The sequence below is a fragment of the Fulvivirga imtechensis AK7 genome (genome assembly GCF_000331535.1).
GTDB classification, from domain to species: domain Bacteria; phylum Bacteroidota; class Bacteroidia; order Cytophagales; family Cyclobacteriaceae; genus Fulvivirga; species Fulvivirga imtechensis.
The window spans coordinates 31,441-57,822 of record NZ_AMZN01000001.1; the positions used below are offsets into that span (position 1 = coordinate 31,441).

The following is a 26,382-nucleotide window of genomic DNA, read 5'->3' on the forward strand; positions in this document are numbered from 1 at the left end:
TCGCCCCAAAAATGCTCACGTACCTCTTAGTAAGCCTTGACCTTGGCGTTTTCTTAAAGTCACTAAGTAGTTGAGTGGTCAATGGTCATTAGTTCCTTATTCACTAATGACCATTGACCATTGACCATCCTTACTTCGTTGTCTGCCCCTCATAGCTATCTGTAAAAACCTGATCTACAGGCTCCCACAATTCGATTTTATTATTTTCCGGGTCCAGGATATGGACAAACTTCCCATATTCATAGGTCTCTATATCATCCAGCACTGTTACCCCCGAAGCTTTTAGTTCATCAACCAGTGCTTCAATATTTTCCACCCGATAATTGATCATAAAATCTTTCTCCGATGGCTCGAAATAAGTAGTGTTTTCACTGAAAGTACTCCATTGCAAGTATCCTTTTTTCTCAGGATCATCCGACTGACGGAACTCAAATAAGGAGCCATATTCGTTAGTAACCAGCCCCAGATTTTTGTCATACCACTCTCTCATTTGATTGGGCTCCTTACATTTAAAGAAAATTCCTCCTACACCTGTAACTTTTTTGTTGTTTTTACTCATAATACTTGAATTTATTGTTGATTATTCTTTTCTCGCTATTCAAACTTACACCACAAGCTGTTTGAATGATGTCATCTCTTTAGCTCGCAAATAGGTAGATAATCAGGCATTTTTCCTCATACTTTAGTATGATTTGCCTTCTTTGCTATCATTGATTGTATTAAAAATTGCAATAAAAGTTACATGAGTCATGGTGTTTGTTATTAACTAAACTTATTTAAGTAATTGTTAATGTTATTTATATAATTTAGGTTAAATACTAAAAGTTTTTTGTTCACTAATGTTTGTTACTGTTACCTGGGCTGGATTTCAAATATAAACAACAGACCGGAAGATGCGGTAAAAGACATCTAAACTGGTAAAAAGGTGTTATGATAAAAGTATTTGTGGTCGATGACGACCCGGTTTATTCTATGATGATAGGAGAGACCTTAAAAAGACATGAGTTACTTGAGTTTACATATTTTACAAACGCTGAAGACTGTGTCTCCAGCTTGCATGAGAGACCTGATATCATTACGATTGATTTTCATCTGCCGGATGCTAATGGACTGGAGTTGCTATCGAAGATCAAAAAGTTTGATACCGGTATCTATACCATTCTGATCTCAGGTCAAAAGGACCTTGAAGTAGTGGTGGAGGCCTACAAAATGGGCGCCACCTCTTATCTGATAAAAAATGAAGATACGCTGGTTGAGCTTGATAACAGTGTGAAGAACCTGATCGCAGCTATCAAACTGGAGCAGGAGGTGGAGTCGCTCAGAGAGCAGGTGTTTGAACGAAATAAATACAGCAATATCCTGGGGAGTAGCCCAGCGATCATGAAGATGCTGAACCTGGTTCAAAAAGTTGAATCAAAGAACATACTGGTGATGATTTCCGGTGAGAGTGGTACGGGAAAAGAACTTTTTGCACGTGCTATTCACTACAACTCTCAAAGAAAGAAAAAACCTTTTGTAACCGTAAACATGGGAGCCATTCCCCTTGATCTGGTGGAAAGCGAATTGTTTGGTCATGAGAAAGGAGCTTTCACCGGAGCCACTTCAAAGCGGATCGGGAAGTTTGAAGAGGCAAATCAGGGTACCATCTTTCTTGATGAAATAGGAGAGATAGATATGGATACCCAGAAAAAGCTGCTACGAGTACTGCAAGAGCAGGAAGTGGTGAGGTTAGGAAATAACAAAGCCATGAAGCTCGATGTACGCGTGATTGCAGCAACCAATAAAGACCTGATGAAGGAAGTAAAAGAGGGACGTTTCCGGGAAGATCTTTTTTACCGTCTGCAAGGGTTTTTATTACAGTTACCTCCGCTCAGGGAGCGTGGTGATGACATCATTATTCTGGCAAAGGCATTCCTCAAGGAATTTACAGAGCAGAATAAGATGGGCGAAATGAAAATATCACGACCTGCTATGGAAGCGCTTGTGAAGCATTCATGGCCTGGTAATGTGAGAGAGCTAAAGTCTATAGTTGAAAGGGCTGCTTTAATGGCTGATAGCTCAGAAATACAGGAAGAGGACTTAATATTCTCGGGATAAATTTAAATACATGAGTTATGAGACTACGTCAAAAACAGAAACCTACCTTAAAAACCAGCACGAGTATTTATCTTAGATATGCTGCTATCGGTATGGCAACCGCGGTTGTCATCTTTATAGTGGTTTTTATCTATAACAGTTTTGTCAATGTTGATGCTACGCGTGCCGAAGGTGATTTCGGAGGTGGCGTGAAAGGACCGGGCTACGCGCTCACCTTTGATGGCGTAGATGATTATGTGGCGTTGGATGATTCTTTTGAAAAGGCGGGACAGTTTGCTCAGATCACTATTGAAGCATGGGTGAATACCACTGCAAAGGGTGGGAATAATGTGAATGATGAAGGAGCTATCATTGATTTTGATGGAAATGAGTACTTCAGCCTTTATATAGATAAGAAAAAGGGTCGTGTGTCTTTTCGAACTACCGATGAGAGTGAAACAGTAAACGACCTGGAGGCTAAAGATAAGGTGAATGATGGGGAATGGCATCACATAGCGGCTGTGTATGACGGAAAGGATAAGGTTATTTATATTGATGGGAAGGAATCTGCTTCTGTAAAAAATGCTCACAGTGGCCAGAATCTGGGTACCGGGAAGAGTCGTTTTGGCTTTATCGGGGAAGGCTCAAAGGCAGATAGTTACAACGGTTCACGAAAGTCTTATTATTTTGAAGGTAGCCTGGATGATGTGAGACTTTGGCACATAGCCAGAAGCCTGTCTGAAATTCGAAGTACCCTTACTGAAAAGCTTTCCGGTAATGAAACAGGCCTGCTTTACTACTTTAATTTTGATGAGGGAGTTGATGGAATAACTTCTGATAAAACCCGTGGTGTTACAGGTACTTTAAGTGCAGACTTGTCAGCAGGGTGGATGGCTTCCGGTGTTTATATGGGCGACCAAAGTAGCTATGCGTATGATGCCGATGAATATACATACAGTATCCCGGGGAAGGGCGCGGTAACTGTAACTATTACAGATGGCAAACCTCAAGGTATTCATATTTATTATGTTGGAGCAGCGCCTAATGATATTACCTTGCCTGACGGTATAGAAAGCCTGGAAGGATATTATTGGGGTGTATATGTAATGGGCAATACGAAGTATACACTTACTTACGATTATAGTGATTATGAAGGGGCGATTGATACGGCAGTGCTGGTATTGGCCGAAAGGCCGAACAGTGGGGCTAAATGGGCGCATGGAAACCCGCAAAAAGGCTCTAAAAAACTGGTAATTCCCAATCAAACTGGTACAGAATATATACTTGGATCGGGAGAAGAGACCGTTATGCCTATTGAGCTGCTAAGCTTTGAGGCAGTGGTAGAAGGCTCGGATGTAATTATAGACTGGACCACAACCTCCGAACTGAACAATGACTTCTTTACTATTGAGAGAAGCCGCGATGGAAAGGAATACCAAATTGTGGGCACAGTAGATGGGGCCGGCAACAGTGATGAGTCATTGTCTTACTCCTTCACTGATAGAAATCCTATGGCCGGAAAATCGTATTACAGGCTTAAGCAAACTGACTTTGACGGTAAGTTTGAATATTTTGCTCCGGCGCTGGTAAGTTATACTACTACAACTACGGAAGAATTGATGTTATCTGTGTATCCAAATCCCTCTTTTAACCAGACAATTACAGTCACCGTTGAAGGTATGGCCAGTGGACAGGACGCCCGGGTGGTGATGATGGATCTCCAGGGTAATGCGGTTTTCAGACAAGACATTCAAGATGAAGGTATGGGAGCAGTTGCCGTCAGGATAGATCCAAGTAACATGTCGGCAGGCAATTACCTGGTGATGGTATCCACTCCTGAGAATAAATACACCAAGCAGGTGATCCTAAGAAAATAACCATGTATGTTTAAAGTAAGCGGGCGGCTGTGGTTTCATGGCCACCCGTTTTTTTAAGCCGGGAAGGGTATTCTTCCTAAATAGGCTTAGTAATTCCGTTAAAAACTATAATATAAAAACAGGTGCAAAAGTGTAAATTAAGATGGATCCAAATCTGAACTACTGATTATCATTGGCAGGGCATCCTGCGGGTTCATACCTTTTGAAATCTTTTCATTTTCGGGCGCTAAAGCAGTGGGATGGCAAGATTCCATTCCGGGTACGCGTGTAATCCGTGATTGTTAATAAAAAAGCTATCTCGTTAATACTACATAGTCATTGATCAGGACTTTTAGAAAGTCGATATCCGGCATAGAGCCCTGATCGATGTTTGTTTGCGCCTTTATTTTGTCAACAAGCATATGCACTGCTTCCCTATGTGCCCGGTTGGGAAATTCTTTATAACGCTCCAGCACATTTTTTACCAGGATCATATTTGCTTCGGATAGTTTCTTCACCTCAGGAAACTTCGGTTCATAGTTTTCCAAAGAATTTATCTTGATGATATCGCTGAAGCGCAACACTTTTGAGGGCTTGATCTTGATAACGGAGGTTTCGGCAGCCATATCGCCCAGGCGCTGGTTTTTGTTGGAGCTGCTGATGAAAATAGAAGCCAGCGCGCCAAGCGAAAAGTAAATATCAATCATGCGAAATGACCATCGCAGTACATAGTCACTGGAGCGTGGTTCCGACCCGTTTAGCTTGACCACTTTCAGATCTACTGCACGTTTACCGGGTGTTTGTCCGTGGTTCAATATTTCAAATAACAATGTATAGAATAGAAATATAGGAACAATAACAAGATAATATGCATATTCGACCCCTGATCCTAATGCCGCGGCCATAATAATCATTAATATTGTGATACTACCGGCCAATATGAGAAAATCGATGAAAAAGGCAACAATTCGCTCCCTCAGAGAGGCGGCCTCAAATTCAATATTAACATTTTGTGTGGTGTTAATTTCAATTTTTTGCATATTGGAAGTCTAATAATATTGAATCACGGATAACTGATGAAGGAGACAAAGTTCATTGAGCAAAATAAGGAAAAATGGTTGAAGTTTGAACAACTCCTGCGACTTAATAAAAGAGATCCTGACAAATTAAGTGATCTGTTTATTCAAATTACCGATGATTTGTCATATGCACGCACTAACTACCCTAATCGCTCCATAAGGGTTTATCTCAACAACCTGGCCCAACAGCTTTTTTATAATATCTATAAAAACAAAAAGGAGAGCAGGAACAAATTCACCCATTTTTGGAAAGAAGAGCTACCTTCCATTGTGTTTCATTCACGTGTGGAGTTATTCATCGCCTTAGCCGTGTTTCTATTGGCTGCAGCCATTGGTGTGGTATCTTCGGTGCATGATCCGGAATTCGCCCGCAGTATACTCGGAGATTCGTATGTAGAGATGACAATCAGGAACATTGAAGAGGGAGATCCGATGGGTGTTTATAAAAAAATGAATGAGGTTGATATGTTCCTTGGCATCACCCTCAATAACGTGCTTGTTGCGTTCAGAACATTTATTACCGGCATTTTCTTCTCCCTGGGGGCCATTATCATTCTTATTTACAACGGCATAATGGTGGGCACTTTTCAATACTTTTTTATTGAAAGGGACCTGGGCTTTGAATCATTCCTTACCATCTGGCTTCACGGCACATTGGAGATATCTTCCATCGTCATTGCCGGTGGAGCAGGTATTGTATTGGGGAAAGGATTCGTTTTTCCCGGTACCTATTCGCGGTTGAGGGCATTTCAGCTTTCAGCAAGACGCGGGCTGAAGCTCCTGGTCGGAATTGTACCTATATTGGTTTTTGCAGCTTTAATAGAGTCATTCATAACCCGATATACGGAGCTGCCCACTTCGGTAAAGCTGGCTTTGATATTGGTGTCGCTGGTATTTATGCTTTTTTATTTTGTTTGGTATCCTTTTGTAAAACACCGTAATGGAACGCTGCAAGGGATCCTGGAAAGTCATTTGCAAGTCAGAAAAACACAGATTCCTCAATTTAAAGGAGCAATCAGAGGTGTCAATGAAATTTTCAGAGATGCGTTGATCATTTATAAGAAACTTTTCAGGTACTATATTAAACCGGTATTTCTTTGTTCGGTGATATATGTGGGAGCGGCTGCTTATATTTTGCAGAAGCCTGTTTCTATTGGCTTGATTTCCATCGATGTCTGGGCTTTTGAAAAGCTGTCGTTCCTTATTAATTACACGGAGTTTCCCTCATTGTTTCTTTTGAATACAGCGCTTTTAGCCGGAGTTGCTTATTGGACGCTTTACAAAGCTTCCGACATCATGATGTTCGAGCTTAATAAAAAAAGGCTTTTATGGGGAATAGTTACCAGTGCCATTTTATTCAATATCCCGTTTTTTGCCGATGGCTTTTTATCATTTATCTTATGGCTAGCAGTGCTTCCCACCGTATACTATAGCTTGTTTATCTATCTGCAGGCCAAAAGATCATTTATTTCCGCAATGGGTTTTTTTAAGGGATTCTTAGTGCAGAGTTCGGGTCGTATTCTAGGATTATATTCGCTGCTGTTATTTATTGCATTTGTGTTTTTTGTTTTGGTTGATTCCCCGTTTTTTGCTTTCTACCTTGATTTCCTAACCTCCAATTTTGTGCTTGACCCTGATACGACATACTATGTAGGGCTGGTGCTCAACGGACTTGTTATTACCATATCTATCACCCTGATTTTACCATTGTTTTTGTATGGTTTTTCACTGCAATATTTTAGCTTGCTTGAAATAAAGGAAGCAGGTTGGTTAAAGCAGCAGATCGAGCTATTTGGAAAGGACACGGAATGATGAGGATGCGTGGTATTTGTTTATTAATATTTGGATTAACATTTGTTTTGTCCGGCCTGAGAGGACAGGAATTCGAATCGTTTGACAGGAAGGAGTGGCGTCAGATTACAAAAGATATTGACTATTCTCCCGATGGAAAGGGGGGTAATGCAGGTGAGAATAATATGCCTCGGGGAAAAGGAAATGCCGGCAAAGGACGACAGCGTGGAGAACTTCAGGATGATAATACTTCGCGTCCGATCAGCGGCTCTGGATGGGGAACCATCTTTCCTTTCGCAGGTCCGGTTTTAAAAATCATTTTTATAGTGCTGGCGATTGCGGTACTGGTGTTGGTGATCAGCAAACTGGTGGGTAATAATATTTGGCTCAAGAGGAAAAAGAAGGAGGGGGATCAGGAGCAAATGGCCTTAGAAGACATAGAGGAAAATCTGATGGAGTCAGATTTGATGCGCTGGCTACGAAAGGCTGTTGAAGACAAGAATTACCGGCTCGCTCTTCGGATCTATTACTTAATGATCATTAAAGAGTTATCCATCAAAGGCCTTATAATCTGGAAGAAAGAAAAGACCAATCTTGAATACCTCTATGAAATGCGTGACCATGGCAGTCATTCGCAATTTGAGGAGATTACTGGTATCTATCAGTTGGTATGGTATGGCGAGAAGGAGTTAGGAGATGGGTACCTGATCAATGCCAGCCACAAGTTCAAGGATTATTTTCAAGCTATTAACACCCTTCAGAATGGATAGAAAAAAGCTGTTCATTATTATCGGGGCGTTGCTGGTGGGGGTCTTTCTTGTTTTCTATTTTACGAAAGACCGGGACTCCAGGTTCTTTAGCTGGCGAGAGACCTTACGTATTGATAGCAAGGAGCCTTATGGTGCATTTGTTTTTCACCAGTTACTGAAATCACACTTCAGTGATTCCTTTACCATATTGGAGTCATCGTTGTCAGACACAATATCCGGCACACAACGCAACTCACTCTATGTGCTTTTGGGGCAGAGCGGCTACTATCAGTATGAAGATATTGATTCTCTGATGTCGTTTGTAAATGCTGGTAATGTTGCTTTTATAGCAACAAACGCTTTTCCCTATGATGTCAGTTATGAGATACTTACCGGTGAGTGTGGTATTATTCAGTCATGGCCGTCAGAGGAGGTAGAAATGAACCTCGAAAATGATTCGACACGTTACTGGTATACCTACGTGCAGAATCATGAAGCTGCCGACTACTATTGGAATTATCTGGACAGTCTGATCTGTCCGCAGCAACTGGAGGCATTGGGACACTTTGAGGGAAGCAGAGCCAATTTTTTGCGGGCTCCTTATGGAGAAGGTTATTTTTACTTTCATACTACTCCGCTGGCGTTTACTAATTATTACCTTACGGATGAAGAGCACCTGGGTTATGTGGAAAATCTATTGGCTTACTTCCCGACCGGGCATATTTACTGGGATGAGTTCAGTAAACTTCCTTTTCAGGCTGGAAATGATAAGAATAGTCCGCTGAAGTACATACTTTCGCAGCCAGCACTTCGATGGGCATGGTATCTTTTATTGGCAGGCGTACTCATTTATTTCATCTTTTATGCCAGGCGCAGACAAAGAATTATTCCTGTACTTGCTGCTAACCGCAATACATCAATAGAGTTTGCCGAAACCATGGGATACCTCTATTTTGAGGAACAGAATCATAAGAAAATAGCTGATCATAAAATGAACCTCTTTATGGCATTTGTGAGGAACAGGTATTATCTGCATACGAATAATGTGAATGACCAGTTGATCAGAAAAATAAGCCTGAAATCTCATGTGTCTGAAGACGAGGTGCACAAGATTTTTAAAGAATACCAAAGGCTTGATTTTAAAGTGGAAATATCAGCTAATGAGCTCATTAGATTTCACGAAATGATTGAGTCGTTCTATCAAAAAAGTAAATAAGAAGAAAATATAGATTAATGGAAGAAGAAAATATACAAGTAGATGAAAAGCTGGTTCGCTTCAGGGAAAGTGTGAATGCCGTGAGGCAGGAAATAAAGAAGCTCCTTGTTGGACAGGATCAACTGGTAGACCTGATGATGGTGTCACTTTTTACCAAAGGACACATATTATTAGAAGGGGTACCCGGACTGGCCAAAACTATGGGAGCAAAATTATTTGCCCAAACTTTGTCGGTTAACTACAGTCGCATCCAGTTCACACCGGACCTCATGCCTTCCGATGTTGTAGGCACTTCGGTGTTTAATCTTAAAAATTCGGAGTTTGTGTTTAATTCCGGGCCGGTATTTTCCAATATTGTTCTCATAGATGAGATCAACCGGGCGCCCGCAAAAACGCAGGCAGCCCTCTTTGAAGTAATGGAAGAACGACAGGTGACAGTGGATGGCACCACCTACCCAATGGAATTTCCATTTATGATCATTGCCACACAAAATCCGATAGAGCAGGAGGGTACATACAGACTTCCTGAGGCACAACTCGACCGGTTCCTTTTTAAGATTAAGCTGGATTATCCAAACCTGGAGGAAGAAAAGCTTATTCTTAGAAAGTTCAGGCAGAACTTCTCACTAGAGTTAATGAAGACCGTAAAGGCGGTACTGAAGGAAAAGGATATCAAAGAAGCGGGACAGTTGATAGAGAAGGTACATATAAAAGATGAGATCCTCGATTATATTGCGGAGATCATCTTTGATACTCGTAATAATGGCGATCTATTCCTGGGCGCTTCCCCCAGGGCGTCTCTGGCGCTTATGCGGGCCTCAAAAGCAGTTGCAGCCATCAATGCACGAGATTTTGTGATCCCCGATGACGTAAAATTTGTATCAAAGGCTGTGCTGAACCATCGTATCATTCTCAACCCCGACAGGGAGCTTGAAGGAATGGAACCAGAAGATGTTATCGAAGAGATCATCAAGAAAACTGAAGTGCCCAGGTGATAAAACTACGCAACTTGTATCTGCCTTCCAGATTCTTTTACCTACTGGGAGGCATCATTTTCATATTTGTACTGGGCTTTGTATGGCCAGTATTTTTGGCTATTGGCCAAACAACTTTACTGGCACTGGCAGCTACACTGATCGTGGATGTTCTGCTGCTATATAACAAATCGCTGAAGCTGAGGTGTGTGCGGATTACCTCAAGGCTTATGTCGCTTGGAAATGAAAATGAGGTGAAGTTGAGAATAGCAAGTGCCGCTGGTATTCCTCTTATTATTGATGCGGTAGATGAATTGCCCTACCAACTCCAACAGCGAGATTTTCGGCTGAAGTTTATGATCAATCCCGGAGAAAGAAAGCTATTGGTATATCATGTGCGGCCATTGGTGAGGGGAGTCTATAATTTTGGCCGCCTGCATCTGTTTTTGTCTTCTGCAATCGGTTTAATACAAAGAAGGTTATCGTTTGAAATTCAGCAGGATATTGCGGTGTATCCCTCTATCATGGACATGAAGAAGTACGAGCTGAGATCTGCCATGAGCGCCACCGCTAACTTTGGAATCAAAAAGATCAGAAGGATAGGGCATAGTTATGAATTTGAGCAGATCAAGGAATATACCAGAGGCGATGACTATAAAAGTATGAACTGGAAGGCTACGTCACGGATCAATAAGCTGATGGTAAATAGCTACACAGATGAGAAGGCCCAGCAGGTGTACTGCCTGATCGATAAGAGTCGTTATATGAAAATGCCTTTTAATGGTCTCAGCTTACTTGACTATTCGATTAACTCGAGTTTAGTTATTGCGAATACATCGCTTCAGAAGCAGGATAAGGCGGGATTGATCACTTTTTCGGACCGGGTGGAAAGTATGATTCGGGCCGATAGAAATCGCAATCAGCTTAAACTGATACTCGAAACTTTATACAAAGAGGAGGAGTCGATGCTGGATGCTAATTATGAAAAGATGTACCCTGCCCTGCAGCGAACGCTTAGAAGCAGAAGTCTTATATTCCTGTTTACCAATTTTGAGAGTGTGCATTCTTTGGAACGGGTATTGCCTGCTCTTAGAAAGATCAATAAATCGCATTTGTTGGTCGTCATAGTATTTGAGAATAAGGAGTTGATAGAATACTACAATGCTGAGAAGAAATCCCTCAAAGACATCTATTACAAAACAATTGCTCACAAGCTGGCTGCTGATCGGGAGCAAATAGCCAACGAGCTTCGGCACTATGGCATTCAATACATCTTTACCCGCCCTGAGCATTTGTCTATCAATGCCATTAATAAATACCTGGAATTAAAGAGTAGGGGCATGATATAAAGTTTCACACTATCGTATATTTCTCATTTTCAGAGATCAAATGACTTTTTGCACCTAACTATCCAAGGTTGTGATTGTTATTAGAAAAAATAATAATTCAATAAATCAAGGATATACTATGGAAGCAAAGGTAGCTAGTGAAATAAAAGAGATATTTGAAGTGCTTAACGAAAGGATCAAGGGCTATGAAAAAGCTTTTAACAATGCTGAGGCTCCTGAAATTAAGTCCATATTTGAGAAATATATGCTCCAGTCGATAAGCTTTGAAGAAGAGCTGAGGCCATTTTCAACCAAACGTCCCGAAGACGCGGGTACACGAGTGGTTGGTGATGTCTGGAGGTTCTGGATGGACATAAAAAAAGCACTGTCAGCCAATACCGATGAAGCTATGATCAATGCTTCAATTACCGGTGAAGAGGCGGCAATTGACAAATACCAGCATGTGTTAAGGGATCCGGATCTCTCTTCTAACCTAAGAGAGCGCCTGGAGCAGCAGTTGATCGAACTTCGTGGCGCTCACGGCAACTTATGCCGTTTGAGGGATCTTGTAAAAGAGTCGCATTAGAGAGAAGTCCGAAGTCCGAAGTCTGAAGTAAAGAAGTGCAAAACTGGTCGGATGAGCATGTTTTTAAAACAAGTCTCATCGGGTGAATGATTTTTGAAAGTCGGAAGACGGAAATTGGAAGAACCTGAATAGAAGACGGTGATCGGTAATGCGAAACCTGTGAGTTTTTATATACGCGCTCATTCTCCTCCTTCGGAGATACAGAGGTGGATTGACGCTTAGCGCTTAGCGCCCGGCTCCACGCTCTACCACCTCCGTCCTTCGGACACCTCCGCCAGCGGAGGACAGTGACGGATGTAAGAAGTGCAAAACTGATCGGATGAGCATGTTTTTAAAACAAGTCTCATCGGGTGAATGATGACTATAATGAGGTAGCCTTAAAAAAATAATCCGGCCGCAGAAGCCGGATTATCAAACATTAGGAATTAGATTAACTTAATGGAGAATATTTTCTTCAACTTTTCTTAAATCACCATATACAAAAGATGTTCCTTTATTTTAAACTGCTTCAATGCTTAAAATTTAGCCGTTTGAAGCATCTACTTCTTCATGTAATCCCCAAATAACCTCAAAAATGTGGAGAAATATTCTCAAAATTGCACAAAGGCATGATGCCGTTATTTAGAAATTGTTACTGAAAACAGGGAATCAGTTTGAAGCCCCTTAACAATCTTTTACATTTCGGTTCCTGTTCACACAGTTTCCCTGGTATTCTCCTTTTGAAACTTATAGATAAGATAAAACAGAGCAGGCAGGATGAACAGGCTCCCCATTATTAAAGCCCAGCCCAAGCCATCTACCGGGCCCTTGTTTGCTGCGGCATCCAGCAGAGACAGGTTGTCGCCATTGCTGGTTACGACAAAGTCAGGAAAATAAAGATAGCTCACTGCAAAAAGTATCATCGTAATTTGGAATCCAGCAGTGAGCCTGATCCTGACTTTGCTTCTGCGCTTGAGGAACTGCCATAGCAGGATCAGAGAAAGTGTGGCTGCTATAAGTGCCGTTAACGTCACCGGTTGACTGATAAGCTCTCTCATAAGCTTTAATCCCTCTATTTCCGCAGCTATGAATACCAACCCACCTGTAGTAACTGTGGTAATGTTAAAAAGACGCGATTTTCTGATGAAAACGGTTTTCATTGCCTCATCTTTTGTTTCACCCGTTAAGTAAATGGCAGCCAGGAACCCACAAATGGAAACAGTAAATAGTCCTACGGCAAACGAAAAATAATTTATCCATGTCCAGATGTAGCCTTCGCTGAAAGTTTGGGCTTCAGGGTCAATATTCCCCGCAAGTAAGGAACCTGCTATTATTCCCAGAAATAACGGAGTGATGAAGCTGGAATAAGTAAATATAAAGTTGTAGACCTGTTGCATGTCATCCTTCACCGCATCGTAATGGCGAAAAATAAATGCCGTACCTCTTCCAATAATACCGAAAAGCATTAATAGCAGAGGGATGTGCAGGTGGACGGAAAGAATGCTGTAGATAGCCGGAAATCCTACAAACAGGATAACAATAACTATGATCAGCCACATGTGGTTGGCCTCCCAGATAGGGCCTATAGTTTTGTAGGTGAGTGTTCTTACTTGCGTACGCACTTTGCCTCCGGATGTCAGTTCAATAATGCCGGCTCCGAAATCAGCTCCCCCAAACAAGATGTAGAGGAGTATGGAAAGGTATAAAAAAGCTATTACAACGTATATCATACAAAAGATGGATTAGTAGTGTCTCTAAGAAAACGTCAATGTCTGCGTTTCGTTTGTCCCAAAAATGCTCTCGTACCTCAGTACGCTCCGCTTTTTGTGACTTCGTCCGGCACTTTGTCGGGAATGTTTTCTTAAAGCCACTTAGAGTTTTCTTACCAACACTAGTTAAGATAAAGAGAGTCGCCCGGATCATCGCCATTTGCATCATAGAGTACAGGAACCATTTTCATCTGCCTGTATAACAGAAAAGTAACAACAGCAGCCAGTGATATATACACTATGGTGAAAAGAATAAACGAATAGAAGATACCAGGCATGGGTGTTACAGCATCTTTGGTCTTCATTATCCCATATATTATCCACGGTTGCCGGCCCACTTCTGTTACTGTCCAGCCGGCCTCTACCGCTATGAAGCCAACAGGGGTGGCCGCGATAAAGAGCCGTAGAAACCATTTCTTCATTATCCAGCTTTTCTTCTTCCACCGAGCAATAAAAAACAAAATACTAAGGGCTACCAGCGCCATCCCAAATAATACCATGATCTGAAATGCGAAATGTGTGATCAGCACCGGAGGGTGATATTCCGCGGGGATATCGTTGAGTCCGGTTACGCGAGCGTCAAAATCTCCATGAGCCAGATAGCTGAGCGCTCCGGGTATTCTTATTGCATAGTCAACAGTTCGCTTTTCTTCATCAGGAATACCGCCAATGATCAGGTCCGCGTGATCTTCGGTCTCAAAATGAGCTTCCATGGCCGCCAGCTTAGCAGGTTGTCGCTGTGCTACATCTTTAGCGGCCACGTCACCTGTTAAAGGCTGTGCTATGGCTGAGACAGCTCCAAATACGAGGGCAATTTTAAATGCCTTAAGATGAAATCGTATATTTTTTCTTTTTAGAAGCATAATAGCGTGTATGCCGGCTACCCCGAACCCGGTGGCAACAAAGGCAGCCACGATCATATGTAATGCTTGGGTAAACCAGGCATCGTTAAACATGGCTGCTATCGGATCAATATTGTGGTATTCTCCATTGACATAGTCAAAGCCTTCAGGGCTGTTCATCCATCCATTGGCTGCTACTACAAGTATACCCGAGGCAATACCGCTGATCCCAACAACGACACCAGTTACCCAATGGAACCATTTGTTGAAACGGTCCCAGCCATAGAGGAAGAAACCAATAGCGATCGCTTCTATGAAAAATGCCGTTCCTTCTAAAGAAAAGGGCATACCAAAAATAGGTCCTGCATGTTCCATAAACTGGGGCCAGAGAAGGCCCAATTCAAAAGAAAGGATGGTGCCGGAAACAGCGCCGGTTACAAAAAAGATGGCAACTCCCTTGCTCCAGGCTTTGGTCAGGTTTCTATATTGCTCGTCATTGAAGCGCAGGTAAAGGTAATGTGAGGTGGCCATAAAAAAAGGCATTACCATACCGATGCAAGCAAAAATAATATGAAAGCCCAAAGACAGGGCCATTTGCGAGCGGGCTGCCAGCAAGTCATCCATAGTAGCAATGTTTTGGTTTTAAAAACAGCCATGAATACTCGATTGTTGCTCTGCAAGCCTGAGCATTATGCCGTTATATAATGCTTTCAACAAGTATTCGTCTGTACCGTAAAAGTAGTCATCAAAGAACAAGTATCATTAGTTGTCGATGATGAATATCTGTGATAATGTCATCTTTTTTTTATATATTATAATCACAACCTACCTGGATCAACTGAACACTGGAAAACTAAAAAAAAAATAATATGGCACAGTTTATTGCTTATGACAAGAAGGTCAATGTAAACGGACAAACTATTCTTTCGGTGATCAATGCCATGGACTATGGTAAAGATACCCGGGCGGCTATTCTGAAAAAGCATGGTTTATCAGGTATCGAGCCTGAGAAGTGGTACAACCAACAAAATTGGTTGGATGCATTTAAAGAGATACAGTCTTCGCTAGGCGAAAAGACATTGTATATTATTGGTAAGGCCATACCTGCTAATGCTAAATTTCCACCCGAAATAGACAGTCTTGAAAAGGCGCTTGGCTCCATAGACATTGCCTATCACATGAATCATAGTAAGGGTGAAATAGGTCATTACAAACTTGCCGCGTTTGATGGTAATAAACATGAAGCTGTTATGGTTTGTAACAATCCTTACCCCAGTGAATTTGACCGGGGAATAATCATGGCCATGGTGAGCAAATTCAGACCAAAAGATTCAATTAAATATGATGTGCAACTGGATGCCTCAAAGGAAACGCGAATAAATGGCGCTGATAGCTGCACCTACAAGATCAGTTGGTGATGGGGCTTAGATATGAGATATGAGATGGGCCTGGTGGCTTTAGGCACTTCTATTAAGCCTGAGGCCAGTAGCCTTATCAACGGTGAAACTGAGAACTGAGAACCGGCTGACAACAATCATACCCCAATGTGACGCTGGTCATCTGATTTTAACGGTATCTCACTTACTTTCATATAAAAATTAGAGCTATGAGATCGACACGAGTAAAAGCCGGACCATTTCACAGAATAGGAGATAGTTATGCAACATTCTTTGATCGCGATCATTTTCTGGGTAGGAACGCCTTCGAAGACGGATGGTTAACCAAATCTTCCCGCGACTTGTTAGTAAGGTTAGGAAAGGATAAGCATGGTAATACCCGCCTGGAAGTATTGACGCCTATTAAACCGGTAAAATAGTTTGGTAAGCGAAGGGGTAGTACTCTATTGACACCTGGACTTTTGCGGAGTAGGGTATTCCAGGTCAGGTAGGAATTGATTTGTGTCATTTAAATGAGTAACTTATGATAATCATAGTATTTGGTTTACCCGGATCCGGTAAAACGTATTTTGCCGAACGACTGGCGCATCGAATTAAAGCAAACCTCATAAGCAGCGATACGTTACGCAAGGAAATTGTGGATGTGCCCACATATTCAGACGATGAGAAGAGGCTGATATATAAGAAAATGTTTGACATTATGTATGATTTTCTTCATTCAAAAAATCACCTGGTGTTGGATGGCACATTTTACAAAGCTGAACTCAGGAATAATTTTATAGAAGAAGCACAGGGCATAGGAAAGAATATCAGTTTTATTGAGATACAGGCAGATGAAGGGCTGATCGAAGAACGGCTGGCTCATAAACGTAAAACCAGCGATGCAGATTTTGAGGTATATCAACGTATTAAAAATGAGTTTGAGCCTTTTCATTTGGATCATCTGGTCTTAAAATCAACCAATGAAAACATAAATGAAATGCTGGGAACAGCTATGGAGTATCTTTTTCCGCAGCATGTCATAAAACAATAATGCCATGATGGATTTTAATAAATATGCAGCAAAGGGTAATCAAATATTAGATGAAGTTGCTGTTGAACTCGGCTTCGTTGATGACAGGGAAAGAGCCGGGCGAATATTACGCGCAGTATTACACACATTACGGGAGCGCCTTACGATCCAGGAATCGTTTCAATTGATAGCACAGTTGCCATTTGTCATCAAAGCGCTGTATGTAGAAGGGTGGAAATACCAGGAAAAACCATTCAGGATCAAGCATATAGGTGAATTTGTAAAAAATGTCATCCATGAGGATTTCCCGGTTGGCCACCATGACATATCTACGGCAAAAGATGGTGAAAATGCAATAATGGCTGTGTTAAAAGTAATTAAACGACATGTGTCAGAAGGAGAGATAAGAGATATATTGGCTACTATTCCGGCAGACTTGCATCCACTATGGGGCGAGGTAAAAAAGGAACCGTCTTCATGACTAAGAATGAGGTAGACTTACTTATTACCAGTGGGTTTTCTGACCAAGGAAAGACCATTGAAATGATAGAAACTCATATTTCATGGGTTATTATCACTCCTTTTTTTGCTTTTAAACTAAAAAAACCAGTCAAATACCCTTTTTTGGATTTTTCAACGCTCGACAAACGTAAATTTTACTGTGAGCGTGAAGTGCTTTTAAACAGCAGACTTTCCAATGATGTCTACCTGGGAGTGCTTCCGGTTTGGCAGTATAAAGACAAGTTCGTTATCGGGGAAGCGGGCCCGGGTACAATAGTAGATTATACAGTGCAGATGCGTACGCTCGATCCCGATAAACGAATGGATAAGCTGTTAAATGCCGGACTTCTCACCTTTAATGATCTAAAACCTATAGCTGAAAAGTTGATTACCTTTCATCAGCATGCCACCGAAATTAAGGGGGTGGAGTATAATGCCATTGGGAAACGCTTTGCTGAGGTAGCTTCGGAAACTGAATTTTTAGCTGGTACATTGGGTAGCACAGCCGACATCATACAGGAAGCCATCCAGCAGTCGGACAACTTTGTTGACCAAAATAGCGAGCTCTTAAAGGAGAGGGTAGAAAAAGGGTACATAAGGGACGTTCATGGAGACTTGCATGCCCGCAACATTTTTTTGCTTGATAAACCAATTATTTTTGATTGTATCGAGTTCAGCGATGAATTGCGACAGATCGATCTGCTCAATGAGCTTGCCTTCTTTTGCATGGATCTTGATGTAGCCGGGTACCAGGAGTTAAGCTCCCGGTTTTTTGAGTATTACAATCAACTGTTCTGCATTTGTAAAAGCGCTGAGGAAGAAAAGCTGTTTGTTTATTTCAAAGCATACAGAGCCAATGTGAGAGCGAAGGTCAACTCACTCAGAGCCAGGAGCGCTGATAGTGAGGAGGCGCTTCAGCAGGCTTTGAATGAAGCCAGGCGGTATCTCATACTGATGAAAACTTATATGGATATATTAGTGGAACAGCATGCAGATCACAACCGGTAATTGTTTGTTTTAGAACTTAAAGCTTGGATCTTGCTGCTATACTGATCTCCTTGATCCCAGATAATATGCCAGACACAGCTATTCGTTTATAGTTAAGGCGCTAATTACCACATCCGAATCTTCCTGAGCTTTTAAGACAATGTCTTTAATATTCTGATCAACGGATATCAGCATCAGGTCGCCCTCTCCTAAAGAGTAATGGCTATCAAGCGCTATTTCCAACGCGCCTCTAAAAGTATAGCATCCAATTACTGAGCTATCCTTATTGACGGCATGTTTGTATGTATCGCCCTTCTTTAACGTAAATCCTTCCAGTCTTCCTTTGGTTTTGCCCCTGGTCATTAAATTAAAGTCAGTAGCTCTGCCATAGCTAATAGTATCCCAGCCCCCGTTAAAGGTGTCGGTATCAAATTTCTCCAGTGTGACGGTGTGTTTACCCGGGTGTTCCAGGGTGAGGCGCCCATCCAGCACTAATAGTGTTCTGTCAATTCCAGGCAATTTGGTAAAACTGGACTCATCTATTTCTACCTCGGCCAGGCTCAGCCGGTAAAAAAAATTCCTATCCTTAAAACGGCTTTTTTTTGGATAAATGACCAATTCTGTAGTCGTGCCACCGGTCCATCTGGTGGTCGCCTGTTCTTTTTTCCTGATGATATTAATTTGCATAAACAAATGATTTAAGACCGGTCTATTACTAAATACCGGAGAGGAACCGGAATAAGCAATATATTGTGAGTTCGATATAAAATACCTAGTGTCTCTAAGAAAGTGTCAATGTCTGCGTTACGCTTGCCCCAAAAATACTCTTTCCGGCAACTGTACGGGACTCTGATTTTTGGGGCTTCGTCCCGCCCTTTGGCGGGAACATTTTCTTAAAGCCACTTAGAGTTTTCTTACAGACACTAGTTAGATGCACAGATGCATCTGAAGTCACCCAATCCTCGTTGAAGAATCATTCCCTGCCTTTTGGGTAGGGTGTTTTAGGTTCCCTGGGAGGTGGGGTAGGTGGTTCGCCCGGAGGTTGAGTAATAGGTTCCTTTGGTGGTTTTTCCGGCTCTTCAGGGGGAAATTTTTCCGGACTATCCGGCTCCGGTATTATTTCAGGGGGCCTGTTAGGTGGATCTATTTCTGGTCTTTGCTGGTCTGTCATAATTTTAATCTTGAATTATTGAGTTTTGTACCTTAATTCAATGAGCCTTGAAATTGGGGAGCTTTGTCAGCTCTATCATTAAAATGAATTTTACTCGCGTTTTGTTTAATATCATGCCCATTTTAACTTGTTCAATAATCGGCTGGAAGTGTCAATAGCGGTGTGTCGCTATGCAAAACCAGCTTTCTGGTGGTACTTCCTTCTACCAATTGGTATAAAAAACTATGCTTACCGGGGCTCATGGCAAGGAGGTCGATACCATTTTTAATGGCATACTCATTTATTGAATTCGCTACGTCTTCAGATGAAATGTTAACGTATGTTTTATTGAGGTCTTTCAGTTGTTCCGAAAGCCATAATACCGCATCCGGGCTTACATCATCATCCATCGAAACGTCTTTGTCTTTTTTGATGTGCAACAGTATAACCTCCGCTCTGAAATGACGTGCCAAATGCTTCAATACGGTCAGCAAATGGATGTTTTCCTTTTCATGCAGCCCAACCGCGAGTGCAATTTTGTTGATAGAAAATTTTGAGGCTTTCTGAGGCACTGTCAGTACCGCGCATTCAGCGTGTTTCACTATTTTGTAGGTGTTACTGCCAAATATGTCCTTCAATTTGTTGTTTGAACCTTTTGTGCCCATGACAACAAGCGACACCTCTTTGCTCGCGACCATCTCCTCGATCTTGTTCACAACAAAGCCGGTTACCACTTCAATATCTACCAAACCAGGATCAATGTTCGGGAGTTTCTCTCTCACCAGTTGATCAAGCTTTTCTCTGGCTTCCTGCATTTCATCTTCAATCATACCTTCATCTACAAACATAGTGGCATCTCCTCCTATGGGTTCAACCACGTGCAGAAGCATCAGTCGGGCATGCAGGGCCTGTGTCATTTGTGCTGCATAAGCAAAAGCATTTAAAGCACTTTCGGAAAAATCAACCGGCATTAAGATCTTAAACATTTCTGGTACGGTTAAGTTGTGAATATCTTTTTGTTTCAGTTTAATAAAAGTTAGCCAAAGGAATATCACCAGCTTCCATTTTTTTGCCTTTTTTTCTGTTGCTCAGGTAGTCGGATATGATCTTAAACTGCAACCTGTTCATTTTTTTTGTTTTATGAGGTGAATTTAGAGCCAGATAGGTAAGCCCCAGCAGGGAGAGTTTCCAATCTTCATATACGCGGCCCTGATCACAGCGATAAACCAGCTTGATGTTTTCCGAAGCGTCAATATGAGCATCAGTCATAGCATCTATGAGTGGAGATATCGCGTGATGTAATTCATCCATATTTGCATACCCCATCGATTTCATCCAATCTTGTGCATAGTAAGTTAAGTTTCGATCATTTAATGCTTCAATAAAACGCTCCAGTATGGCGCTTTTTGATAATTGTTCCAGTGATGTTATTGAGATTTCCATGTTTGTTTTCTGTTTAGTTGGCATGACTCGTTTGTTTGGAATGGTGCATTGCTTTAAGCTGCTTGAAAAGCGCTGTTTCCTGATCACTTAAGCTGGCAGGTATCAGTACATTGACAGTTACATAAAGATCTCCGTATCTATGACCCGTTTTTGCTGGCATACCTTTCCCTTTTATCCTTAATACTTTGCCATTAGCAGTACCAGCAGGAATGCTCAGGCTCACCGGCCCGTGTAGGGTGTTTATGGTTATTTTTCCACCCAGCACGGCTGTATAGATGTCCAATGGAAGGTCAGCATACAGGTCGTCTTCCTTGCGCTGATAGCGTGGATGAGGATCGATATGAATTTGCAGGTAAAGATCCCCCCGTGGACCACCGGCAGAAATGCCTTTTCCCTTTACGCGTAGCGTTTGACCATCCTGTACACCCGGCTTTAACTTAATTCTGATCTTCTCACCGTTGATATTGAGTATCTTAGCTCCTCCGCCAAAGGTATCTTCAAGGCTTATCCGTATATCGGCATGCAGGTCCTGTCCCTGGGGTTGACGGCTGGTCCTTCCGGCATTTTTTCTGCCAAATCCGCTTCCAAAAATGGTTTGAAAGAAATCTGAAAAATCGCCCCCGCCAAAGAAATCATTCATATCGCCCTCATAATAGGTATGTCGCTGCCCCTGGGGACCGGACGCATATTGAGCCCAGTCAAAACCTGACCCATCGCCACCGGCATGTTGATAATGTCTCCAATTGGCTCCCAATTGATCATATTTCTTTCTTTTTTCCGGGTCCTTCAGCACTTCATATGCCTCGGCAATTTCCTTGAAACGAGCTTCTGCCTCTTTATTATCAGGGTTTTTGTCAGGATGATACTTTACCGCCAATTTTCGGTATGCTTTCTTTATATCCTCTGCGGAGGCTTTTTTGTCCACACCCAGTGTTTTATAGTAATCCTTGTATTCCATCAGTTGGCCAGATCAGGAGGTCTTCTTTTTTAACAAACAAATGAAGTATTCAATGAGTTAAAATTATTGTGAGAAAAGGGAAGTAAGAAAAACATTCGTCAAACGAAATAATGATTTATGTCATGTGCTAAAATTTAGCTTTAAACGAAACATTTTAAACCAATTAGCATTACTACATTAAGGATGAATTGCCCGGGCGCACATGACGAAGATCAGGTGTAATCTTGAGATTTATTATTACAATTCTTCATGTTCAGTTTTTAACTTTAAGAAATACAAGATCCCGCTATGAATACCAAATCCAAAGTTCCGTACAAAGTCTCTGAGTATATCAGGGATACATTTCGCGAAGAGTTTCTGTGTTCGATCAAGTCTTATACCAGAGATGGTAAAACTTATTATCTTGCAGAGGTGACTAAGGATGATCTTATCCATCACCTGAAATTTGATGAGAAGGGCCAATTGATGAAAGATGATGCCGATCCGGCTTTTCCTCCGGATATTCATGATGAATCCTTTAAAGAGGAGGGACTTGATTTTGAAGATTATTGATTTACCTTCTTTTTGTGTATATTAGGTATACTAACAAGCACTTGTCGTATGAAAGGCATTTTTATTTTATTTTGTTGTTTTTATGTCACAGACTTGTTGCAAGCACAGGATATCATTCCCTTCAGAGAGGCAAATTCTTATGTCTTTGAATTAGACTATAACTTTAAAACAAAACCGCCGCCACCTAAAGACTTCATATCGATGACCGATACATCTCCGGGTACCACGGATCTGTTGCCCTATGTTAAAGTAAAGTTTGATCTACTCACGCTGGGGCAAAATGATTATCGGATTAAAGTGGTAAACGGCCATGGAGGATCAGTTTTTAGTAGAAAATTGAAGGGGCCAATGGCCTTTGATATCGATATGGGATTTGCAGAAGACATTAAAGACCGTATAGTACCCCATTCCTATAGCGTCTATTTTATGGATAAAGCTAAAAATATCCTTTCCCAGATCACCATTGAAGTAAAAAAAGACGGTGAACTACTGCTTAATGAGCAGGTATATGGGAAGTTGTAGTGGCTATATATCTGTCTGATTACCAGTTATTTAAATTTTATTTTCTCCTTTTGGTCCTATAATTGTTCTACAACGTGCAGAACAATCTCTTAAGGCTATGAAGATAACTGTACCGTTTTTATTGATACTGGCTGTTGCAATCCAGGCCTGCCACATCGATATAGAAGAACCGGCTCCCGTGATAGTATATGCCGATGAGAGGGATTATTTCACTGGAGTTTTTAATGTGGAAGAATACAGCGAGACATTCGATGTTCATAACTATTATACTATTGATGTGGTGAAGGCAGCGGGATATCCAGGTATGGTTTACCTGAGAAACTTTTACGGAGCAGGTGTAATGGTTTTGGCCGAAGTAGAGGGCGTTCATTTGTATATTCCTCACCAGGAAATAAATGGATTTGAAATTGAAGGAGAAGGTATAATTAACGATCACCGGCTTGATCTGTACTATACAGTGCATGATCATCTGGCGGCATATGATTTTATAGATTACTGTAGTTCCACGGCATGGCGATAGCCGCTGTGGGGTGTTGTTTTGAGTTTTATGACCTGAAATCCCGGATTACCCCGGGATTTTTTTGTTTAAACATTAATTATAAACCGTGCCTTTCCTTTTATTTAGTAATTTAGCGTTTTCAATAAGGTTTTTAGAAGATGAAATTAGATATATTGGCATTGGCGGCCCATCCGGATGACACAGAGCTTAGCTGTTCAGGTACGTTGGCGGCACACATAGCTCAGGGATATAAAGTTGGAGTGGTCGACCTCACCAGGGGTGAAATGGGCACCAGGGGTACTGTTGAGATCAGGAAACAGGAGGCGCAAGCATCAGCAGAAATATTAAAATTGTCAGTACGGGAAAACCTGGGATTTGAAGATGTGTTTTTTGCCAATGATAAGGAACATCAGCTCCGGGTTGCAGCAATAATCCGAAAATACCGGCCGCACATACTGCTGGCTAATGCAGTTAGAGACCGGCACCCTGATCATGGGAAAGCTGCAAGCCTGGCTACTGACGCTTATTTTGTTGCTGGTCTGAAACAAGTGGAGTTGACTGATGAAGATGGACAGGTGTTGGAGCCGTGGCGTCCTAAGGCGGTTTACCACTATATTCAAAGCAACTACATAAAACCTGATTTTGTAGTGGATATCAGTGATGTATGGGATATTAAAATGGCGTCTATAAGAGCATTTAAGTCACAGTTTTTTAATCATGACAGTGCTGAGCCTGAAACTTACATATCCAATCCGGAATTTATGAAGATGATAGAAGCCCGGGCTAAGGAATACGGCCATAGCATAGGCGTAAAATATGGAGAAGGGTTTACAGTAAACCGTAATATCGGCATTAAAGATATCACCGGTTTACTGTAAGTTGTTACAAACCTTTAACAGGCTCTACTGTATAACCTTCCTGGGAAAGCAGGTGTAAAATTCCCTCTTCATCGGCAAGATGAGAGGCACCAATAGCGAAGAACGTAGGTGATTCTTTCATATAAGAGGTCATTTTAGGGATCCACTCCCTATTTCTTTCAACAATAAAATGCTGTTTAAACCGGGCATTTTCTTCAACAGGATGCATAGTATACTCCAATGTAGTGTGAAGATCGCCCTGCTTATATGCCTCAATCAATGTTTTGTAATCGGCCAATTGGGCATCAAGATTTTCCAGTGTATGTTTCAAAGCGTTTACCTGATCTTCGATAGGGAATTTTTCCAGGGCTTCCACCTCTCGTTCTACAGTTTCAAGGCCGAGCGTCAGCATATCCTTTTCTACAGCTTTTTCAATCAGGTGTAGCTCATAATATTTCACCTCTTTACCCAGGGCCAGCCGGGTAATAGTCGTGGAAAGCATTACAGGTTTAAAGTGTTTGTATACCAGATTAAATTTCATGCTGCTTACACCAAATTTATTGGTAAACAGATCCTTCAGCTTGTTGTATTCTTCCTTTGAAAGAAAATCTTCAATGCTTTTGTGGCCATCGAGGTGAGCGGCTTTGTTTAATTCATGTTTGGCATGATGATCTAACAGTGTTTCTGTGGAGAGTATTTTACATTCGGCCAGGCGCTCGCTGACGTTTTTAGGCATGAAAAAATCATCGGCAGGTATAAATTTGACAATGGCGAAAATGTAAGATGGTTTTTCCAGCCCATTACCGCTTACCTTCCAAAGGAGCGCGTTTTCTTTGTAAACCTCAGTTTGCCCGACTGAAGAAAAGTGAATCAGAAAGAGAATGGCAGAAAGCGCCAATTGCACGCTTCTTTTGAAGGATGTAGTTAAAGGATTGTTCATTAGTACGTTTGGTTGATATCTTGTTGTAATTTTACAGAGCGAATCTAAAAAAATAATTTGAATAATGTCGATAAATATTACAACGCCTGCATTGCTTTTTCCTGCCATTTCACTTCTGCTATTGGCCTATACAAATCGCTTTTTGGCCATAGCCACATTGATCAGAAGTTTGCATAAAAAGCACCAGGAATACCCAAACGAACATATCATTGTAGGGCAGATCAAAAACCTGAAAACCAGGCTCAGCCTGATCAAAAACATGCAGGTGTTTGGTGTGTCCAGCTTCTTTTTATGCGTATTGAGCATGTTTATGCTTTTCCAGGACAATGAACTTTATGGTAATTACATGTTCGGTGCCAGTATGCTGCTTTTGTTGATATCTCTGGGTATTTCTTTGAGAGAACTCCAGATCAGTACCCGTGCGCTTAGCCTGGAGCTGAGTGATATGGAGCTTAAGAAGTAAGCTTCTTTACACCTATTGCTTCTTGAGGCTGTCTATTTCTGCGCCAGCAGGTCTTAGGAATAATGATGCATCCGCTTGTTTATCAGAAAGATCGACATTTGAAAATTCGGCACGATATCGCACCTCTCTGATGGAATCAGCTTCATATTTGTGACCTGTCATCACTTTAGGTACGGTCAGTCCGTTTACCTGCTGCCATTCGTTGTACACAAGTACATTGTAGTTTTCATGTTTTTCTCCACTAAAATAGGTGACCGTGTATAGCAGTACCTCAAGTTGAAAGGTCTCGGGATTGAAATGGGCGATATACAGATCACCATCTGCGTCTCCTACACCTTTTTGAAATGAGACTTTTAATGCCAGGTAGCGCTTTCCTTCTATTTCACGTTCACCCAGATCTTCATAATTAATACCTGGATCTGCCAGCACAAAAGGCATAGCAAAAAAATAGAAAACCAGGTTGTGATAAAACCTGGGTGGCATTTGGGCAAAAGCAACTTTATCAGGCGTCACCCACACATCTTCACCATCAAAGCCTATAGTATAACTGCTTCCGCTAATGCGGACTTTACGGCTCTTAAGGTCTATCAACTGATGCTCTTTTTTCTCTTTACCAAGGGTGGTTGTGAGGTCATATTCGAGGGAATAGAATGTTTGCCAGTGCGCTGAACTGCCATGGGCATCCAATGCCTTTTGTAAAATGTGGGGATATTCCGGTTTATTTTTTTTCGCTATTACAGCGTCCGGCCTGTCTGAAGGTTTATCTGAACAAGCCGATGCAGTAAAAACCAAAAGGAAGAGCAGATACTTTCTAAATGGGTGCATGCGTATTTTCATCTTGTTATTTTTCATCACT

The 26,382-nt window shown here is 41.6% G+C and carries 29 protein-coding genes; 18 read left to right on the top strand and 11 right to left on the bottom strand.

The window, feature by feature from the left end; genetic code table 11:
* Positions 1-130 precede the first annotated feature (130 nt).
* Entirely contained in the window at positions 131-559 is a 429-nt protein-coding gene (locus C900_RS00140; RefSeq protein WP_009577459.1) for a VOC family protein, read from the bottom strand.
* A 371-nt stretch (positions 560-930) separates the two neighbouring features.
* Here C900_RS00140 and C900_RS00145 point away from each other — a divergent pair, with 371 nt between their 5' ends.
* Both C900_RS00145 and C900_RS27915 read left to right on the top strand, forming a co-directional pair.
* Positions 931-2,097, top strand: a complete 1,167-nt coding sequence (locus C900_RS00145) for a sigma-54-dependent transcriptional regulator (protein WP_009577460.1) — start codon at positions 931-933, stop codon at positions 2,095-2,097.
* Between the two features lie 17 nt (positions 2,098-2,114).
* Positions 2,115-3,953, top strand: a complete 1,839-nt coding sequence (locus C900_RS27915; RefSeq protein WP_009577461.1) for a LamG-like jellyroll fold domain-containing protein — start codon at positions 2,115-2,117, stop codon at positions 3,951-3,953.
* 293 nt (positions 3,954-4,246) lie between these two features.
* Here the strand turns inward: C900_RS27915 and C900_RS00155 are convergent, their stop codons facing one another.
* Positions 4,247-4,972, bottom strand: a complete 726-nt coding sequence (locus C900_RS00155; protein ID WP_009577462.1) for an RDD family protein — start codon at positions 4,970-4,972, stop codon at positions 4,247-4,249.
* Between the two features lie 36 nt (positions 4,973-5,008).
* Between C900_RS00155 and C900_RS29085 the strand changes: the two genes are divergently transcribed.
* The 6 genes from C900_RS29085 to C900_RS00185 all read left to right on the top strand — a co-directional run bounded on the left by C900_RS29085 (position 5,009) and on the right by C900_RS00185 (position 11,655).
* Positions 5,009-6,823 (top strand): stage II sporulation protein M, encoded by a 1,815-nt coding sequence (locus C900_RS29085; RefSeq protein ID WP_009577463.1) that lies wholly within the window; start codon positions 5,009-5,011, stop codon positions 6,821-6,823.
* A 47-nt stretch (positions 6,824-6,870) separates the two neighbouring features.
* Entirely contained in the window at positions 6,871-7,572 is a 702-nt protein-coding gene (locus tag C900_RS00165) for a PepSY domain-containing protein (RefSeq protein ID WP_009577464.1), read from the top strand.
* Positions 7,565-8,767 (top strand): DUF4350 domain-containing protein, encoded by a 1,203-nt coding sequence (locus C900_RS00170; protein ID WP_009577465.1) that lies wholly within the window; start codon positions 7,565-7,567, stop codon positions 8,765-8,767. Before C900_RS00165 ends, C900_RS00170 begins: the two co-directional genes overlap by 8 nt.
* A gap of 17 nt (positions 8,768-8,784) precedes the next feature.
* A complete protein-coding gene (locus C900_RS00175; RefSeq protein WP_009577466.1) occupies positions 8,785-9,762 on the top strand; it encodes an AAA family ATPase in 978 nt (325 codons plus the stop codon).
* Positions 9,759-11,090: a DUF58 domain-containing protein gene (locus C900_RS00180; protein ID WP_157493824.1), complete on the top strand. Its 1,332-nt coding sequence runs from the start codon at positions 9,759-9,761 to the stop codon at positions 11,088-11,090. The genes C900_RS00175 and C900_RS00180 overlap by 4 nt, the downstream gene beginning before the upstream one ends.
* Before the next feature lie 118 nt (positions 11,091-11,208).
* Positions 11,209-11,655, top strand: a complete 447-nt coding sequence (locus tag C900_RS00185; protein WP_009577468.1) for a PA2169 family four-helix-bundle protein — start codon at positions 11,209-11,211, stop codon at positions 11,653-11,655.
* Between the two features lie 692 nt (positions 11,656-12,347).
* Here C900_RS00185 and C900_RS00190 read toward each other — a convergent pair.
* Both C900_RS00190 and C900_RS00195 read right to left on the bottom strand, forming a co-directional pair.
* Positions 12,348-13,364: a cytochrome d ubiquinol oxidase subunit II gene (locus C900_RS00190; protein ID WP_009577469.1), complete on the bottom strand. Its 1,017-nt coding sequence runs from the start codon at positions 13,362-13,364 to the stop codon at positions 12,348-12,350.
* A gap of 161 nt (positions 13,365-13,525) precedes the next feature.
* Positions 13,526-14,869 carry a cytochrome ubiquinol oxidase subunit I gene (locus C900_RS00195; protein WP_009577470.1) on the bottom strand — a complete coding sequence of 448 codons (1,344 nt, stop codon included), beginning with the start codon at positions 14,867-14,869 and terminating at the stop codon, positions 13,526-13,528.
* 245 nt (positions 14,870-15,114) lie between these two features.
* On the opposite strand from C900_RS00195, the gene C900_RS00200 reads away from it, so the two are divergent.
* The 5 genes from C900_RS00200 to C900_RS00220 all read left to right on the top strand — a co-directional run bounded on the left by C900_RS00200 (position 15,115) and on the right by C900_RS00220 (position 18,163).
* Positions 15,115-15,663: a hypothetical protein gene (locus C900_RS00200; protein ID WP_009577472.1), complete on the top strand. Its 549-nt coding sequence runs from the start codon at positions 15,115-15,117 to the stop codon at positions 15,661-15,663.
* Positions 15,664-15,851: 188 nt separating this feature from the next.
* On the top strand, positions 15,852-16,061 hold the full coding sequence (locus tag C900_RS00205) for a hypothetical protein (protein WP_009577473.1): 210 nt from the start codon (positions 15,852-15,854) through the stop codon (positions 16,059-16,061).
* 104 nt (positions 16,062-16,165) lie between these two features.
* Positions 16,166-16,675 (top strand): P-loop nucleotide/nucleoside kinase family protein, encoded by a 510-nt coding sequence (locus tag C900_RS00210; RefSeq protein ID WP_009577474.1) that lies wholly within the window; start codon positions 16,166-16,168, stop codon positions 16,673-16,675.
* A gap of 4 nt (positions 16,676-16,679) precedes the next feature.
* Positions 16,680-17,135 (top strand): DUF2267 domain-containing protein, encoded by a 456-nt coding sequence (locus C900_RS00215; RefSeq protein WP_009577475.1) that lies wholly within the window; start codon positions 16,680-16,682, stop codon positions 17,133-17,135.
* Positions 17,132-18,163 (top strand): hypothetical protein, encoded by a 1,032-nt coding sequence (locus C900_RS00220; protein ID WP_009577476.1) that lies wholly within the window; start codon positions 17,132-17,134, stop codon positions 18,161-18,163. Before C900_RS00215 ends, C900_RS00220 begins: the two co-directional genes overlap by 4 nt.
* Positions 18,164-18,241: 78 nt before the next feature.
* On the opposite strand, the gene C900_RS27920 is transcribed toward C900_RS00220, so the two are convergent.
* From C900_RS27920 to C900_RS00245, 5 genes are all read right to left on the bottom strand, one after another.
* Positions 18,242-18,829 carry a HutD family protein gene (locus C900_RS27920; protein WP_009577477.1) on the bottom strand — a complete coding sequence of 196 codons (588 nt, stop codon included), beginning with the start codon at positions 18,827-18,829 and terminating at the stop codon, positions 18,242-18,244.
* Between the two features lie 286 nt (positions 18,830-19,115).
* Positions 19,116-19,313, bottom strand: a complete 198-nt coding sequence (locus tag C900_RS00230; RefSeq protein WP_009577478.1) for a hypothetical protein — start codon at positions 19,311-19,313, stop codon at positions 19,116-19,118.
* A 131-nt stretch (positions 19,314-19,444) separates the two neighbouring features.
* The gene (locus tag C900_RS00235; RefSeq protein WP_009577479.1) at positions 19,445-20,278 is read right to left on the bottom strand and encodes a universal stress protein; all 834 of its coding nucleotides are present in this window, start codon (positions 20,276-20,278) and stop codon (positions 19,445-19,447) included.
* A 40-nt stretch (positions 20,279-20,318) separates the two neighbouring features.
* Positions 20,319-20,735: a hypothetical protein gene (locus C900_RS00240; RefSeq protein WP_157493825.1), complete on the bottom strand. Its 417-nt coding sequence runs from the start codon at positions 20,733-20,735 to the stop codon at positions 20,319-20,321.
* 13 nt (positions 20,736-20,748) lie between these two features.
* The gene (locus tag C900_RS00245) at positions 20,749-21,693 is read right to left on the bottom strand and encodes a DnaJ C-terminal domain-containing protein (RefSeq protein WP_009577481.1); all 945 of its coding nucleotides are present in this window, start codon (positions 21,691-21,693) and stop codon (positions 20,749-20,751) included.
* A 288-nt stretch (positions 21,694-21,981) separates the two neighbouring features.
* Between C900_RS00245 and C900_RS00250 the strand changes: the two genes are divergently transcribed.
* The 4 genes from C900_RS00250 to bshB1 all read left to right on the top strand — a co-directional run bounded on the left by C900_RS00250 (position 21,982) and on the right by bshB1 (position 24,144).
* On the top strand, positions 21,982-22,245 hold the full coding sequence (locus C900_RS00250) for a hypothetical protein (protein WP_009577482.1): 264 nt from the start codon (positions 21,982-21,984) through the stop codon (positions 22,243-22,245).
* Between the two features lie 48 nt (positions 22,246-22,293).
* A complete protein-coding gene (locus tag C900_RS00255; protein WP_040495005.1) occupies positions 22,294-22,767 on the top strand; it encodes a hypothetical protein in 474 nt (157 codons plus the stop codon).
* Between the two features lie 97 nt (positions 22,768-22,864).
* The gene (locus C900_RS00260) at positions 22,865-23,287 is read left to right on the top strand and encodes a hypothetical protein (protein WP_009577484.1); all 423 of its coding nucleotides are present in this window, start codon (positions 22,865-22,867) and stop codon (positions 23,285-23,287) included.
* Positions 23,288-23,424: 137 nt separating this feature from the next.
* Positions 23,425-24,144 carry a bacillithiol biosynthesis deacetylase BshB1 gene (gene bshB1 / locus C900_RS00265; protein WP_009577485.1) on the top strand — a complete coding sequence of 240 codons (720 nt, stop codon included), beginning with the start codon at positions 23,425-23,427 and terminating at the stop codon, positions 24,142-24,144.
* Positions 24,145-24,148: 4 nt separating this feature from the next.
* On the opposite strand, the gene C900_RS00270 is transcribed toward bshB1, so the two are convergent.
* A complete protein-coding gene (locus tag C900_RS00270; protein ID WP_009577486.1) occupies positions 24,149-25,063 on the bottom strand; it encodes a TraB/GumN family protein in 915 nt (304 codons plus the stop codon).
* A gap of 64 nt (positions 25,064-25,127) precedes the next feature.
* Here C900_RS00270 and C900_RS00275 point away from each other — a divergent pair, with 64 nt between their 5' ends.
* A complete protein-coding gene (locus C900_RS00275; protein ID WP_009577487.1) occupies positions 25,128-25,526 on the top strand; it encodes a DUF2721 domain-containing protein in 399 nt (132 codons plus the stop codon).
* Between the two features lie 12 nt (positions 25,527-25,538).
* Here C900_RS00275 and C900_RS00280 read toward each other — a convergent pair whose 3' ends face one another.
* Positions 25,539-26,363 (bottom strand): DUF6503 family protein, encoded by an 825-nt coding sequence (locus C900_RS00280; protein ID WP_051052737.1) that lies wholly within the window; start codon positions 26,361-26,363, stop codon positions 25,539-25,541.
* Between the last annotated feature and the right edge of the window lie 19 nt (positions 26,364-26,382).